This is a genomic window from Anaeromyxobacter oryzisoli, assembly GCF_022690765.1.
In the GTDB taxonomy this organism is placed as follows: domain Bacteria; phylum Myxococcota; class Myxococcia; order Myxococcales; family Anaeromyxobacteraceae; genus Anaeromyxobacter; species Anaeromyxobacter oryzisoli.
This window is the reverse complement of sequence record NZ_JALCZA010000110.1, coordinates 1-13,666: the sequence shown is the minus strand read 5'-3', so window position 1 is coordinate 13,666 and position 13,666 is coordinate 1. Positions and strand designations below refer to the sequence as shown.

The 13,666-nt window shown below is 75.1% G+C and carries 17 protein-coding genes and 1 pseudogene; 6 read left to right on the top strand and 12 right to left on the bottom strand.

Features of this window, described 5'->3' with window-relative positions:
• Nucleotides 1-888 (top strand): tryptophan synthase subunit alpha (gene trpA, locus MNZ27_RS21460; RefSeq protein WP_308198009.1); only part of this gene is annotated, 888 nt, incomplete at its 5' end.
• Between the two features lie 186 nt (nt 889-1,074).
• Here the strand turns inward: trpA and MNZ27_RS21455 are convergent.
• Together MNZ27_RS21455 and aroF are read right to left on the bottom strand one after the other, a co-directional pair.
• Complete coding sequence (locus MNZ27_RS21455) at nt 1,075-1,290, bottom strand: hypothetical protein (protein ID WP_242396128.1); 216 nt, start codon at nt 1,288-1,290, stop codon at nt 1,075-1,077.
• A gap of 138 nt (nt 1,291-1,428) precedes the next feature.
• On the bottom strand, nt 1,429-2,442 hold the full coding sequence (gene aroF, locus MNZ27_RS21450) for a 3-deoxy-7-phosphoheptulonate synthase (protein ID WP_242396127.1): 1,014 nt from the start codon (nt 2,440-2,442) through the stop codon (nt 1,429-1,431).
• A 90-nt stretch (nt 2,443-2,532) separates the two neighbouring features.
• On the opposite strand from aroF, the gene MNZ27_RS21445 reads away from it, so the two are divergent.
• Together MNZ27_RS21445 and MNZ27_RS21440 are read left to right on the top strand one after the other, a co-directional pair.
• A complete protein-coding gene (locus MNZ27_RS21445; RefSeq protein ID WP_242396126.1) occupies nt 2,533-3,252 on the top strand; it encodes a glutamine amidotransferase in 720 nt (239 codons plus the stop codon).
• 58 nt (nt 3,253-3,310) lie between these two features.
• Nucleotides 3,311-3,757, top strand: a complete 447-nt coding sequence (locus tag MNZ27_RS21440; protein WP_242396125.1) for a hypothetical protein — start codon at nt 3,311-3,313, stop codon at nt 3,755-3,757.
• A gap of 52 nt (nt 3,758-3,809) precedes the next feature.
• Here the strand turns inward: MNZ27_RS21440 and MNZ27_RS21435 are convergent, their stop codons facing one another.
• The 3 genes from MNZ27_RS21435 to fsa form a co-directional block, all read right to left on the bottom strand.
• Nucleotides 3,810-4,037: a hypothetical protein gene (locus MNZ27_RS21435; protein WP_242396124.1), complete on the bottom strand. Its 228-nt coding sequence runs from the start codon at nt 4,035-4,037 to the stop codon at nt 3,810-3,812.
• Nucleotides 4,034-4,255 (bottom strand): hypothetical protein, encoded by a 222-nt coding sequence (locus MNZ27_RS21430; RefSeq protein ID WP_242396123.1) that lies wholly within the window; start codon nt 4,253-4,255, stop codon nt 4,034-4,036. The genes MNZ27_RS21435 and MNZ27_RS21430 overlap by 4 nt, the downstream gene beginning before the upstream one ends.
• Nucleotides 4,256-4,390: 135 nt before the next feature.
• Nucleotides 4,391-5,047: a fructose-6-phosphate aldolase gene (fsa, locus tag MNZ27_RS21425; RefSeq protein WP_242396122.1), complete on the bottom strand. Its 657-nt coding sequence runs from the start codon at nt 5,045-5,047 to the stop codon at nt 4,391-4,393.
• A gap of 141 nt (nt 5,048-5,188) precedes the next feature.
• Between fsa and MNZ27_RS21420 the strand changes: the two genes are divergently transcribed.
• The 3 genes from MNZ27_RS21420 to MNZ27_RS21410 all read left to right on the top strand — a co-directional run bounded on the left by MNZ27_RS21420 (nt 5,189) and on the right by MNZ27_RS21410 (nt 7,506).
• The gene (locus MNZ27_RS21420) at nt 5,189-6,256 is read left to right on the top strand and encodes a KpsF/GutQ family sugar-phosphate isomerase (protein ID WP_242396121.1); all 1,068 of its coding nucleotides are present in this window, start codon (nt 5,189-5,191) and stop codon (nt 6,254-6,256) included.
• Between the two features lie 26 nt (nt 6,257-6,282).
• On the top strand, nt 6,283-7,005 hold the full coding sequence (locus tag MNZ27_RS21415; protein WP_242396120.1) for a class II aldolase/adducin family protein: 723 nt from the start codon (nt 6,283-6,285) through the stop codon (nt 7,003-7,005).
• Between the two features lie 108 nt (nt 7,006-7,113).
• Nucleotides 7,114-7,506 (top strand): VOC family protein, encoded by a 393-nt coding sequence (locus MNZ27_RS21410; protein ID WP_242396119.1) that lies wholly within the window; start codon nt 7,114-7,116, stop codon nt 7,504-7,506.
• A gap of 36 nt (nt 7,507-7,542) precedes the next feature.
• Here MNZ27_RS21410 and folK read toward each other — a convergent pair whose 3' ends face one another.
• The 7 genes and pseudogenes from folK to MNZ27_RS21375 all read right to left on the bottom strand — a co-directional run.
• A complete protein-coding gene (gene folK, locus MNZ27_RS21405; RefSeq protein ID WP_242396118.1) occupies nt 7,543-8,034 on the bottom strand; it encodes a 2-amino-4-hydroxy-6-hydroxymethyldihydropteridine diphosphokinase in 492 nt (163 codons plus the stop codon).
• Between the two features lie 59 nt (nt 8,035-8,093).
• Nucleotides 8,094-9,365, bottom strand: coding sequence for a DUF4026 domain-containing protein (locus MNZ27_RS21400; RefSeq protein ID WP_242396117.1), 1,272 nt, complete (start codon nt 9,363-9,365; stop codon nt 8,094-8,096).
• A gap of 302 nt (nt 9,366-9,667) precedes the next feature.
• Entirely contained in the window at nt 9,668-10,420 is a 753-nt protein-coding gene (locus MNZ27_RS21395) for a fumarylacetoacetate hydrolase family protein (protein ID WP_242396116.1), read from the bottom strand.
• Complete coding sequence (gene dapB, locus MNZ27_RS21390; RefSeq protein WP_242396115.1) at nt 10,417-11,229, bottom strand: 4-hydroxy-tetrahydrodipicolinate reductase; 813 nt, start codon at nt 11,227-11,229, stop codon at nt 10,417-10,419. Before dapB ends, MNZ27_RS21395 begins: the two co-directional genes overlap by 4 nt.
• 21 nt (nt 11,230-11,250) lie before the next feature.
• Nucleotides 11,251-12,138, bottom strand: a complete 888-nt coding sequence (gene dapA, locus MNZ27_RS21385; RefSeq protein ID WP_242396114.1) for a 4-hydroxy-tetrahydrodipicolinate synthase — start codon at nt 12,136-12,138, stop codon at nt 11,251-11,253.
• Nucleotides 12,139-12,177: 39 nt separating this feature from the next.
• On the bottom strand, nt 12,178-13,461 hold the full coding sequence (lysA, locus tag MNZ27_RS21380; RefSeq protein ID WP_242396113.1) for a diaminopimelate decarboxylase: 1,284 nt from the start codon (nt 13,459-13,461) through the stop codon (nt 12,178-12,180).
• Nucleotides 13,458-13,666, bottom strand: a pseudogene (locus tag MNZ27_RS21375) (zinc-ribbon domain-containing protein); the annotation flags it as partial. The pseudogene MNZ27_RS21375 and the gene lysA, both read right to left, overlap by 4 nt.

Genomic DNA, 13,666 nt, shown 5'->3' with positions numbered 1-13,666 from the left:
GCGCGCGGCGGCCGCCGCGCGGAAGGGGAGCCGCCGATGATCGCCCGTCCCGCCCGCCGGGGCGTCGCCCGCGCCGACGCCGCCTCCTCCGCCGACCGGATCGCCCTCGCCTTCGCGCGCTGCGAGGAGGCGGGCGAGGCCGCCCTCGTCACGTACGTGATGGGCGGCGACCCGGACGTCGCCACCTCGAAGGCGATGGCGCTCGCCTGCGTCGAGGGCGGCGCCGACCTCCTCGAGCTCGGCGTGCCCTTCTCGGATCCCATCGCCGACGGCCCGACCATCCAGGCCGCCGCCGAGCGCGCCCTCGCGGCGCGGACCACGGTGGCCGACGTGCTCGAGGTCGCGCGGGCGGTGCGCGCGCGCTCCGACGTGCCCATCGCGCTCATGGGATACCTCAACCCCATGCTCGCGCATGGCGCCGAGGCCTTCGTGAAGGGGTGCGCCGCCGCCGGCGTGGACGCGCTCATCGTCCCCGACCTGCTGCCCGAGGAGGCGGAGGTGCTCGCCGCGCCCGCCGCGGCCCACGGCGTGAAGCTCGTGTACCTGCTCGCGCCCACGTCGAACGCGCGGCGCGTCGAGGCCGCGGCCCAGGCCGCCACCGGGTTCCTCTACTTCGTGTCGGTCACGGGCGTGACCGGCGCCAACAAGGCCGTCCCGACCGAGATCGCGGCGCAGGTCGCGACGATCCGCGCGAGGAGCCCGGTCCCGGTGGTGATCGGGTTCGGCGTGGCCACCCCGGACGACGCGCGTGCGATGGCGCCGCTCGCGGACGGCGTCGTCGTGGGGAGCGCGATCGTGAAGCGGATCGCCGAGGGCGGGAGCCGGCCGGCGCGCGCCGAGCGGGTCCGGCGCCTGGTGCGATCGCTCAAGCGGGCGCTGCGGCGGTAGGGAGCTGGAAGGCGGCTTCCCGTCGAGCCGTGCCCGTCACCGTCACCGGCTTCTCCGTGACCGTGAACCGGGTCCCGTGGCCCGTGGCCCATCCCCGTCGTCCAACGATCCGGCGGATTCACTGGCCATGGGAGCCGGAGGCGACACGGGCATGACGTACGGGACGCACCCAGGCGCCCCGTCAGCTCACGCAATCCCTCCGGCCGGGTGGATCACGTGGACCGTCCCGTCCTCCCGCTTCATGTGCGGGCGGGAGATCCAGTGGCAGCGCATGCAGACGCTCGCCGCGCTGCCGGCCGAGAGGCGCACGTCGAGATCCCCGCCGCAGAGGATGCAGCCGCCCGGCAGCGAGATGTCGCGTGCCTCGGGATCGACGACGGTGACTTCGCGCTCGACCTTCATGGCCTTGAGGTAAGGCCTCCCGGGCACAAGGCAAGCGGCCCCGATCCCGGGAGGGGCCGCCGGCGGGCGTCAGGGGGAGGCGACCCGTTCGCGGCGCGCTCCGCGAGGCGTGCCCCGGGCCGTCGGATCAGATTCGGATCAGATCGACCGGCCCACCGCGCCCGCGATCACGCGCACCTGCCGCATCAGCTCCTCGAACTCGGGCGGCGTGAGCGACTGCTGACCGTCGGAGAGGGCCTTCTCGGGCCGCGGGTGGACCTCGACGATGATCCCGTCCGCCCCCGCCGCGACGCCGGCGCGCGCCATGGCCGGGACGTGGGCGCGGAGCCCGATCCCGTGGGACGGGTCCACGATGACGGGGAGGTGCGTCAGGGACTTGAGGATCGGGACCGCGTTCAGGTCGAGGGTGTTCCGGGTCATCGTCTCGAACGTCCGGATCCCGCGCTCGCAGAGCGCCACCTGGTAGTTGCCGCGCGAGACGACGTACTCGGCCGCCATGAGCCACTCCTTGATGGTCGCGGCGGGGCCGCGCTTCAGGAGGATGGGCTTGCGGATCGTCCCGAGCTGCTTGAGGAGCGAGTAGTTCTGCATGTTGCGGGCGCCGATCTGGAGCACGTCGGCGTAGTCCGCCACCATCGGCAGGCTCTCGACGTCCATCACCTCGGTCACCACCTTGAGGCCGGTCTCCTCGCGGGCGAGGGCGAGCAGCTTCAGCCCCTCCTCCCCGAGCCCCTGGAACTCGTACGGGCTCGTCCGCGGCTTGAACGCGCCGCCGCGCAGGAACCGGGCGCCCGCCCGCTTCACCGCGTGCGCCGCCTCGAGGAGCTGCTCCCGCGACTCGACCGAGCACGGCCCGGCCATCACCGTGATGGCGGGGCCGCCCAGCGGCACGCCGCCGACGTCGATCACCGAGTCCTCCCCCTTCACCTCCCGGGAGACGAGCTTGAACGGCTGGGAGACCCGGAGCGCGTCCGCGACGCCGGACATCGTGGTGAACGGCTCGGGATCGACCGCCCCCTTGTTCCCCGTGATGCCGATCGCGACGCGTTCGGCGCCCGGGATCGGGTGCGGCGTGAGCCCGAGGGCGCGGATCTTCTCCACCACGGCCTCGATCTCGGCCTGCGTGGCGTTCGGCTTCATCACGACGAGCATCGAGCGACCTCCAGGACTTCTACTCCTAGCGCGCGGCGCCCGCCGGCTCAAGCGCCGGCCCACGGCACGGCCGAGCGCTATGATCGCGGCATGACGCGCATCCTCGTGATCCGCACCGGATCCGCCCCGGCCGACGTCCGGGCGCTGCACGGCGACTTCGCCGGCTGGTTCGCCGAGCGGCTCGCGCCGGCGGCGGTCGTGGCGACCGACGCCGTGCTCGCGGGCGCCCTGCCGGACCTCCGCGACGTCCGCGGCGTCGTCGTCACCGGCTCGCTCGCCAGCGTCACCGCGCCGGAGCCGTGGATGGACGCGCTCGGGGGATGGCTCGTCGCCGCCGCGGCGCGGGTCCCCGTGCTCGGGGTGTGCTTCGGGCACCAGCTCCTGGCGCGCGCGCTCGGCGGCCGCGTGGAGCGGAACCCGCGCGGCCCGGAGGCGGGGACGCGCGAGGTGACCCTCACGCCGGCGGGGCGGGCCGACCCGCTCTTCGCGGGGCTGCCGGCGCGCCTCGCCGTCCAGGAGAGCCACTCGGACCACGTCCCCGCCCTGCCGCCCGGCGCCGTCCTGCTCGCCACGAACGAGCACGCGCCGGTGCAGGCGTTCGCCCACGGGCCGCGGATCCGGGCGGTGCAGTTCCACCCGGAGTTCGACGCGGCGCGCACCCGGGCGCTGTGCGACAGCGAGCGGACGCTCCTCGTCGCGGCCCGACCCGGCCTCCACACGGAGGCGCTCGCCTCGATCCGGGAGACCCCCGAGGCGGCGCGGATCCTCGCCAACTGGCGAGACGGGCTGGGCGGGTCGAGCCGAGGGTGAGGTCGCGGCGGCCCCGCGGCCGCGCCCGCGCGCCACGCGTCGGGTACAATCCGGCGCCGTGCGGGATCGTCGCTTCGACTACCTCTACGAGCAGCAGAAGCAGCCGGTGAAGGCGTACGTCCTCGACCGGTTCGCGGAGGAGCTCGCGGGGGAGCTCGCGGCCTGGCCCCCGCCGTTCGTGGAGTGGGTGAGCGAGGAGCTGCGGGCGCGCTGGGCGGCGGGCGCCGCCGAGCGCCCGCGGGACGACGTGCTCCGGTTCGCGCTCGAGCTCGCCCGGCTCGACCTCCTCCGGGAGTTCGAGGAGGTCGACCGGCGCCTCTCGGCCGAGGCGCACCGCCTCCAGACGGACGCGGAGCGCGCGGCGCTGCACCTCCTCGTCCGGCTCGTCACCGAGAAGTGCCTCGGCCTGAAGGAGTACGCCGCGGGCATCCGGATCCGCCGCGAGGACCTCGCGGCGATGCTCGACGGCGTCGAGCGGCGGCTCTTCCGCGTCACGCTCGCCTGAGGCCGCCGGCGCTCGAAGCCCGCGCGCTCGAGCGCACGCGCCCTGGCGCGACCTAGCGCGGTCTGCCGGCCTTCGGCGTGGAGGGAGGCCGGACCACCCAGAGGACGAACAGGAAGATCGCGACGACGGCCGCGCCGACGAACAGCGCGAAGACCCACGGGAGCGCTCCCGTGCTTCCCGGCGTCGAGTCGTAGGCGCTCGTCTGGGCGGCGACCGCGAACGCGAGCGCCAGCGCGGTCGCCGCGAGCGCCCACCCGGCGGTGCGGGCGAGCGGCGTCACGGCCGCCTCGACGCCGAACCGCGATCGGAGCGCCCGAAGATCATCCGGAACAGCGCGGCGACGACGAGCACCGCCGCGACGAGCCAGACCCAGCCGAAGTTGCGCGTGCCGGCCGGCTCGGGCTCCGCCTGCGCGAGCGCCGCCGCTGGGCCGAGCGCCGCGGCGAAGACCACCGCCGCGAGCCGGGCGAAGGAGCCCAAGCCCAAGCCCACACCCATGATGCGCCTCCCCGCGCGCATACACTCCGCGCGCGCCCGAAAGGTGCGGCGCGAGCTCGGCGCGGGGAAGCCGGCCGAGGGCGGAGGCGCGGCCGACGCCCGCCTGGCCGGCGGGCGCGCGGCGGACGCGGGGCGCTACCGCGCCTTCGCCTTCGGCACCTTCTCCCAGTCGGCGAGGAACTTCTTCAGGCCGGAGTCGGTGAGCGGGTGCTTGGCGAGCTGCTCGATCACGGAGTACGGGATCGTCGCGACGTGGGCGCCGAGCTTCGCGGCGCGGAGCACGTGGATCGGGTTCCGGACGCTCGCGACGAGCACCTGCGTCGCGAAGCCGTAGTTCCGGTAGATCTGGAGGATGTCGGCGACCATCGCCATCCCGTCCTCGGAGATGTCGTCGAGCCGCCCGACGAACGGCGAGACGTAGGTCGCGCCCGCCTTCGCGGCGAGGAGCGCCTGGACCGGCGAGAAGCAGAGGGTGACGTTGGTCTTGATCCCCTCCTCGCTGAGCGTCTTCACCGCGCGGAGCCCCTCGACCACGAGCGGCACCTTGATCACCACCTGCTCGCCGAACCGGGCGTAGCGGCGCGCCTCCGCGAGCATGCCCTCCGCGTCGGTGGCGGTGACCTCGGCCGAGATCGGGCCGGGGACGAGCGAGACGATCTCCTTCAGCACGTCGTCGAAGGCGCGGCCGGTCTTGGCGACGAGCGAGGGGTTGGTCGTCACGCCGTCGCACAGACCGAGCGCCAGCGCCTTGCGGATGTCACCCACGTCCGCCGAATCGATGAAGAACTTCATGTGCGATCTCCGATCGCCCCCGGGCCGGCCCGGGAGCCAGCGCCCCGAGCCCACCGACGGGACTCGCAGGGGCGGGCGTTGCATAGCCCAGCGGCCGGGCCTGCCGCAAGCCTCGCGAAAGTGTTATATCGGCGCGGACCCATGGCCAACCGCACGAGAGCTCGGGTGGTCCGGCTGCCGCGCCGCCGGACGAAGACGCCGTCCCGGTCGCGCGCGACGAGGGTCGGCCGCTCGATTCCGGAGCGCCCGGCCGATCTCGTGGAGTACGGCCGGACCGTCGTGGCCGCCGAGGCGCGCGCGATCGCCGCGCTGCGGCTCGATGACGGCTTCGCCGAGGCGGTCCGCTGGATCCTGGGCTGCAAGGGGCGCGTCGTGGTGACGGGCATGGGGAAGCCCGGCTTCGTCGCCCAGAAGATCTCCGCCACCCTCGCCTCGACCGGCACGCCCTCGCTCTTCGTCCACCCCGCCGAGGCGGCGCACGGCGATCTCGGCCGCATCGCCCGCGACGACGTCCTGATCGCGCTCTCGAACTCCGGCGAGACCGAGGAGATCCTGCGCCTCCTCCCGGCGCTCAAGAAGATCGGGGCGCGGATCGTCGCCGTCACGCGCGATCGATCGAACACGCTCGCGCGCGGGTCCGATCTCGTGCTCGCGATCGGCGACGTGGAGGAGGCGTGCCCGATGGGGCTCGCGCCCACCGCCTCGACCGCGGTCCTCCTCGCCGTCGGCGACGCGCTCGCCATGGCGACGCTCGCGAGCCGACCCTTCGACCGGGAGGAGTACGCGCTCTTCCACCCCGGCGGGAAGCTGGGCCGCGGGCTCATGAAGGTGCACGAGCTGATGCGCGGCGCGGAGGCGAACCCGCTCGTCCGGGAGGACCAGCCGCTCGCCGCCGCCGTCGCCGTGATGACCCAGACGCCCGGCCGCCCCGGGGCCACCGCGGTCGTGGACGCCGCGGGCAAGCTCGTGGGGATCTTCACCGACGGCGATCTCCGCCGCCTGGTGGAGCACGGCGAGGCCGACTTCACCCGGCCGGTCTCGAGCGTGATGGGCCGCAACCCCCGCACCATCCGGCCGGACGCGCTCGTGGTGGACGCCGCCCACGTGCTCCGGCAGGCGCGGATCGACCAGGTGCCCGTGGTGGACGACGACGGGCGCCCCGTCGGGCTGCTCGACGTCCAGGACCTGCTCGCGGCGAAGATCCTCTAGAGGCCTCGGGTACCGAAGGGGCTGCGATGAAGAGGAGAGCCGCCCGGAAGACGCGACGGAGCTCGCCGGCGGGCCGTTCGCGGGGCCGGAGCGCCGGCGCCGCGGCCCCCACGATCGCGGCGCGGCGCGCCGAGGTCGTCGAGATCTGCCGCCGCCTGCACGCGCGCGATCTCATCGGCGCGGGCGAGGGGAACGTCTCGGTCCGGCTCGGGCCGGAGCGGTTCCTGGTGACGCCCTCCGGAGCGAACAAGGGCTACCTCGCCCCGGGAGACCTCGTGGTCGTGGACGCGGCGGGGACGGTGGTCGCCGGGCGCGGGCGCGCCTCCACCGAGCTCCGGATGCACCTCGCCGCCTACGCGGCGCGCCCGGACGTCGCCGCGATCGTGCACGCGCACCCGCTCACGGCCGTGGCGCTCACCGTCGCGGGCCTCCCGCCGCCGGACGACATCGTCGCCGAGGCGGCGGTGACGCTCGGCCCCATCGGCCTCGCGCCGTTCGCGACGCCGGGCACCGACGAGGTCCCCGCCTCGCTCGCGCCCCTCCTCCCCGACCACGACGTCCTCCTGCTCGCCCGCCACGGCGCCCTCGCCCTCGGGCGCACGCTCGCCGAGGCCTTCGACCGGATGGAGACGCTCGAGCGCGTCGCGCGCATCGCCCTCGCGGCGCGTCTCGCGGGCTCGTGCGAGCCGCTCCCCGCCGCCGCGGTGGAGCGGGTGCTCGCCGCCGCCGGCCGGCCGCCGCGACGCTGAGCTCCCGCCTCACCGTCCCGCCGACCGGACCGTCGCCGCCATGGCGCCTCGCGCGAGACGTGCGCGCGCACCGCGACGGCACCACAGCGGCGGAGGGAGGGAAGAGCCATGCTGAGCCAGAGCCGGACCGTCACCATCCTGCCGGTCGTGGACGTCGCGCGGGCGCGGCGGTTCTACGAGGAGAAGCTCGGGCTGTCCGCCGGGGAGACCCGCGCCGACGGCTCGGTGGCGTACCACGCGGCGGGCAGCGAGTTCGAGCTGTCTCCCCGCAAGGAGCCCGCGCACAACCCGTACACGGCGATGGGCTTCGAGGTCGAGGACGTCACCCGCGAGGTGAAGGACCTCGAGGCGCGCGGGGTCGCCTTCGAGGACTACGACTCGCCCGAGCTGAGGACCGTCGGGCACATCGCGACGATGGGGACCGAGCGCGCCGCCTGGTTCAAGGATCCGGACGGGAACATCCTCTGCGTGCACGACGACCGCTCGCGGACGCGTCATTGACGGCGGCGGCCGCGCGCGACCGGACGGCGCGCCGGCTCACCTCGGGTAGATGCCCGCGCAGGCGAGCTCGGCGGCTGGCGCGCGGGCGAGGAGCTGCGCGACCGTGGCCCCGGTCCCGGGGACCATGCGGTCCGGACAGAGCTCCGCGAGCGGGGCGAGCACGAAGCGCCGGTTCGGGATCTCGGGGTGCGGCACGACGAGGTCGGGCTGGTGGATCACCAGGTCGCCGAACAGGAGGAGATCGAGGTCGAGGGTCCGCGCCGCCCAGCGCACGCCCGTCCGCCGCCGCCGCGCGGCGTTCTCGGCGAGGCGGAGGACGGCGAGGAGCGCCCGGGGCGCCAGCTCGGACTCGAGCTCGAGCGCGGCGTTCAGGTACCGGGGCTGCGGCGGCCCGAGAGGCGCCGTGTCGTAGACGCGCGAGGCGCGGAGGAGCGCGACGCGCGGCTCCGCCTCGAGGCGCCGCGCCGCCAGCGCGAGGTTCGCCCAGCGATCCCCGAGGTTCGTCCCGACGCCGACGTACGCGCGCATGCGGATCCCCTGCTAACGCCCTCCACGCCCGCGCGCACGGCGCGCCGGCGCGGCCCCGGTCACGAGAGCACCTCCGCGCGCGGCGGCGGCACGTCCAGGAGGGCGACCGTGTCCGGGCCGTACTCACCGGCGGGGGTGACCAACGAGAAGTCGGAGAGCGGCGCGAGCGGGAACCATCCCCGCCGACCCTCGGCGAGGGAGGAGACCGCGTACGGTGCGTTGACGCAGGTCGCGTCCACCCGATCGCCGGCGAACCCGTGCACCTCGAACCAGAGGTGCTCGCGGGTCCCGTCCGTCGCGCCGTCCACCGGCCACCCGAGCTTCACGAGGAAGCGGTGGCCCTCGCGCTCGCCGAGGCGCGCGTGCAGCGCACGGAAGGCCGGGAGCCGCTCCCGGGCGAGCAGGGCCGCGCGCTCGGTCTCCATCGTGGAGCGGTACAGGATGGGATCGTCCGCGAGCGCCGGCGCGAGCGCGCCGACGTCGGTCCAGCGTGGCCCGCGCGCGCGGGCCGGCACGACGAGGACCGCCGAGGGGGCGCGGTGGGCCTCGTCGCGATCCGCGAGCGTGCCGGCCTCGACGCCCCGGAGCGCGACGAGCGCGAACCGCCACGGGAGCCATCCGAGCTCGACGTCCTCCCCGACCAGGAAGGGCTCGCCCGCCGGCGGGAGGCCCCACTCGACGAACAACGACGCGACGGTGTTCAGGAGCCCGCCGACGTGGGCGCCGTCCTCGCACCGGACGCGCAGCGCCTCGAGCTCCACCGTCCCGCAGCGGCGGAGCCCGTGGGTGTGGAACCAGAGCTGGCCTCCGCCGTCCACGACGTGGATGGTGAAGAGGCTGGTCGGGACCGGCGGGACCTCGGTCGCCGCGGCGGCGAGGACCCACGCGCCGGGGCGCACCGCCCAGCCGTCCACGTCCTCCAGCCCGACCAGCTCCGGGGCGGCCGCGGCGAGGACCTGGAGCTGGGCGTGGAACGCGGCGAGGGGCTCGCCCGCGAAGCGGGTCCGCACGACGACCCCGAAGCGGCTGGCGCGCATCGCCGCGTACTGCGGCTGCGTCAGCCGGGCGAAGCCGAGGTCGGGGTGGGCGCCCGGCGGGAGTGGCTGGACGCTGAGCTCGTACACGCGCTCGGGCGTCGTCCCGCTCGCCGGCGCCCGCGCGCGGAGCGCGCGCGTCGCGTCGCCGCGGCGCCGGTCCACCGCCAGCCCCGCCGCCTCGAGCCGCTCCGCGAGCTCGCTCGCCGACGGCGGCGACACGTCGCCCGGCAGGTACCCGACCAGCGTCGACGGCTTGCGCGGCCGGAAGCCGCCTCGCGTCTGCTCGCGCGTCATGGCGTCACCCCCTCGCGGCGAGCTCGCGCCGCGGGGTGGAGCCTAGCCGGCGGGTCCGACGCCCGGAGGAGCGACGGGCGCGGATGACGGGAAGGACGCACCCGTCCGTCCGGACCGTCACCGTGCCCGTAACCGTGACCGTTCCCCGTGCCCGCCTCCCGCGTCCCGTGTCCCCTGGCCCGTAATCCGACGGCGCGGTCGGATCACGGGAGCGGGCCACGGGCCATGGGACCGGCGCCACGGATCACGGACAGGCCGGTGACGGTGACGGGCACGGATCACGGGGGTGCGACCCCCGTCATTCACGTAACGGGGTTCCGGAGGACGCCGATCCCCGGCACCTCCACCTCCACCCAGTCCCCCCGGCGGATGGGCCCGACGCCCTCGGGCGTGCCGGTCGCCACCACGTCGCCGGGCAGCAGCGTCATCACCTGGGAGATGAACGCGAGGAGCGCGTAGGGGTCGAACGCCATGTCGCGGGTGTAGCCGCGCTGCCGCTCCTCGCCGTTCACGCGGCACGTGACCGAGGCGTCGAACGGGTCGAACGCGGTCTCGACCACGGGGCCGACCGGGCAGAAGGTGTCGAACCCCTTGGCGCGGGTGAACTGCTTCTCCTCGCGCTGGATGTCCCGGGCGGTGACGTCGTTCAGGCAGGTGTAGCCGAACACCGCCTCGCGGGCCTCGGCGGCGTTGGCGCAGGTGAGGGGCCGGCCGACGACGACGCCGAGCTCGCCCTCGTGGTGGACCTCGCGCGACTGCTCCGGGCAGCGGATCGCGTCCTGCGGGCCGACGACGGAGGTCGAGGGCTTGAGGAACAGGAGCGGGACCTTCGGGACCTCGTTCCCGAGCTCCCGCGCGTGCGCGACGTAGTTCCGCCCGACGCAGACCACCTTCGACGGCTCGACCGGCGCGAGGAGCGTCACCTCTGCGAGGGGGACCGGCGCCCCGTCGGCGAGGCCGCCCGCCCACGGGGCGGCGGAGAGCGGCCGGACCCGGTCGCCCTCGACGAGGCCGTAGCGTTCCTGGCCCGCTCGCCGGTACCGGCAGACCCTCACCGGCGGCCCCGCAGCCCGAGCACCTCGGCCATGTCGTGGAGGCCGGCGGGCTTCCCGGGCAGCCAGCGCGCGGCGCGGATCGCCCCGCGCGCGAACTGCTCGCGGGAGGTGGCGCGGTGGGTGATCTCGACGCGCTCCCCCTCCCCGCAGAAGAGGACCGTGTGCTCGCCCACCACGTCGCCGCCGCGGAGCGTCTGGATCCCGATCTGCCAGGGCGGCCGCTCGCCGATGATGCCGTGGCGCGCGTACGCGAGCGCCTCGGCGGGATCCCGCCCGAGCGCCTCGGCGGCGACCTCCCCGAGCCGCACCGCGGTGCCCGAGGGCGCGTCGCGCTTCCGCTTGTGGTGGATCTCGACGATCTCCACGTCGTAGTCGTCGCCGAGCGCGGCCGCCGCCTGGCGCACCAGCTCGAAGACGACGTTCACGCCCACGCTCATGTTGGGCGAGAGCACCACCGGTATCTTCTTCGCGGCGACGGCGACCCGGGCCTTCGCCTCGGGGGTGAAGCCGGTCGAGCCGATCACGATCGCGACGCCCGCGGCGGCGCACTGCTCGGCGTGGAGCGCGGAGGCCTCGTGGCTCGTGAAGTCGATCACCACGTCGGCGCCGGCGAGCGCTTTCGCGAGCTCGTCGCCCACCGCGACCCCGGCCGGCGGCAGCCCCGCGAGGGCCCCGGCGTCCGCGCCGATCGCCGGGCTCCCGGACCGCTCGACCGCCGCGTGCAGCGCCAGCTCCGGCGCCTGGAGCACGAGGCGGACGATCTGCGTCCCCATCCGACCGGCGACGCCGGTCACCACGACCTTCGTCATGTTCCGTTCCTCCGAAGTGCGCTACGCGAGTGGGAGGCCGAAGCGCGCCATCGCGTCGCGCACCTTCGCGAGGTTCGCCTCGGACACCGGCGCGAGCGGCAGGCGCAGCTCCGGCCCCGCCCGGCCGAGCAGCGCGACGGCTGCCTTCACCGGGCCCGGGTTGGTCTCGACGAACATCACCCGGTTCAGCTCCGCCAGCGCGACCTGCCGGGCGAGCGCATCGGCGAGGCGCCCGGCGCGGCACGCGGCGACGAGCTCCTTCACGGCGCGCGGCGCGACGTTCGCGGTCACCGAGATGACGCCGTGCCCGCCGCAGGCGATGTACGGCAGCACGGTGAAGTCGTCGCCGGAGAGCCAGGCGAGCGCGTCGCGGCCGACCTTCTCGACGAGCTGGACCTGGCGGTCCATGTTCGCGGTCGCCTCCTTCACGCCGACGATCGCGCCGGCCTTCGCGAGGCGGGCCACCGTGTCCGGGAGGAGGTCCACCCCGGTGCGGCTGGGCACGTTGTAGGCGACGACCGGGAACCGGGTCGCCTCGTGGATCGCGGCGTAGTGCCGGTAGAGCCCCTCCTGCGTCGGCTTGTTGTAGTAGGGGGTGACGACGAGGGCGGCGTCGGCCCCGAGCTCCTTCGCGAGCTTCACCCCCTCGATCGCCTCGTGGGTCGCGTTCGAGCCGGCGCCGGCGACGACCGGGACCCGGCCGCGGACGGTCTCCACCGTGGCGCGGATCACCTCGGCGCGCTCCGCGGCGGTGAGGGTCGCGCTCTCGCCGGTGGTGCCGCACGGCACGATCCCGTCGGTCCCCTCGGCGAGCTGCCACTCGACCAGCTTCCGGAGGGCCTTCACGTCCACCGCGCCGTCCTTCATCGGGGTGACGATGGCCACCATCGAGCCTTCGAGTCGCGCCATGAGCTGTCTCCCTGCAGGAAAGGTGCGGCCGAATCTAGCTCATCCGCGCGAGGCGGTGAACCGCTCGGCCCGCGGCGCCGGCTCCTCGCCGCGCACGAGATCGGCGTACGTCTCGCGGCGCCGGGCGACGAGCGCCCGGTCCCCGTCCACGAGCACCTCGGCGGCGCGCGGGCGGGCGTTGTAGTTGGAGGACATCGCGAACCCGTAGGCGCCGGCCGACCGGACCACCAGCAGATCCCCCGGGAGGGGCTCGGGCATCCGGCGCTTCTTCGCGAGGAAGTCGGCGGACTCGCAGATCGGGCCGACGACGTCGGCGACGATCTCCGGCGCGTCCTCGCGGGGCAGGCCGGCGAGCTCGACCGTATGGTAGGCGCCGTAGTAGCTCGGCCGGACCAGGTCGTTCATCGCGGCGTCCACCACCACGAAGGTCTTCCGGCCGCTCCGCTTCACGTACAGGACCCGCGTCACGAGCACGCCGGCGTTCCCCACCAGCACGCGTCCCGGCTCGAGGAACACCCGGCCGTCCCACCGCGCGAGCGCCTTCTTGATGGCGGCGCCATATGCGTCGGGGTGCGGCGGCTCCTCGTCGTGGTAGGTGATGCCGAGCCCGCCGCCGACGTCGAGGTGCTCGAGGTGGATCCCCTGCGCGCGGAGGTCGCCGGCGAGGGCGAGGACCCGGGCGATGGCGTCGAGGAACGGGCGCAGCTCCGTGATCTGGGAGCCGATGTGGCAGGCGATGCCGCGGATCTCGAGGGCGGGGTCGGTGGCGGCGAGCGCGTACAGCCGGCGCGCGTCCGCGACGGAGACGCCGAACTTGTTCTCGCGGAGCCCGGTCGAGATGTAGGGGTGCGTCTTCGGGTCCACGTCCGGGTTCACCCGGAGCGCGATGGGCGCGCGGACGCCCATCCGCCGCGCCACGATGGAGACGCGGGCCAGCTCCGGGGCGCTCTCGACGTTCAGCACCCGGATCCCGGACTCGAGGGCGAAGGCGATCTCGTCGTCGCGCTTGCCGACGCCGCTGAACACCACCTTGCCCGGATCGCCGCCCGCCTTCACGACGCGGTACAGCTCCCCGCCGGACACGATGTCGAACCCGGACCCGAGCCGCGCGAAGAGCGACAGCACGGCGAGGTTCGAGTTGGCCTTCACCGCGTAGCACACCACGTGGTCGAGGCCGGCCAGGGAGCGGTGCAGCACCTTCCAGTGCCGCGTGAGCGTGGCGGTGGAGTAGACGTAGAGCGGCGTCCCGTGCGCCTCGGCGAGCGCGGCGAGCGGGATCCGCTCGGCGTGGAGGACGCCCCTCTTCCGCTGGAAGTGGTTCATGTGCTCGAGGGCTCCGTGCAGGGGGCGGGCGCGTCCGGGGCCGGCGCGTCGGGAGCCGGCGCGCAGGTGCCGCAGGCGGGCGCGGCCGCCGGATCGCCGCCGGATGTCCCGGGCGCGGCGGGCGCGGCGGGCGCCGCCCCGGCGGGGGGCTTCACGCTCGGCGGCCGCGGCGGCCCCTTGACCCCGCAGCCGCCCGCGGCGGCGA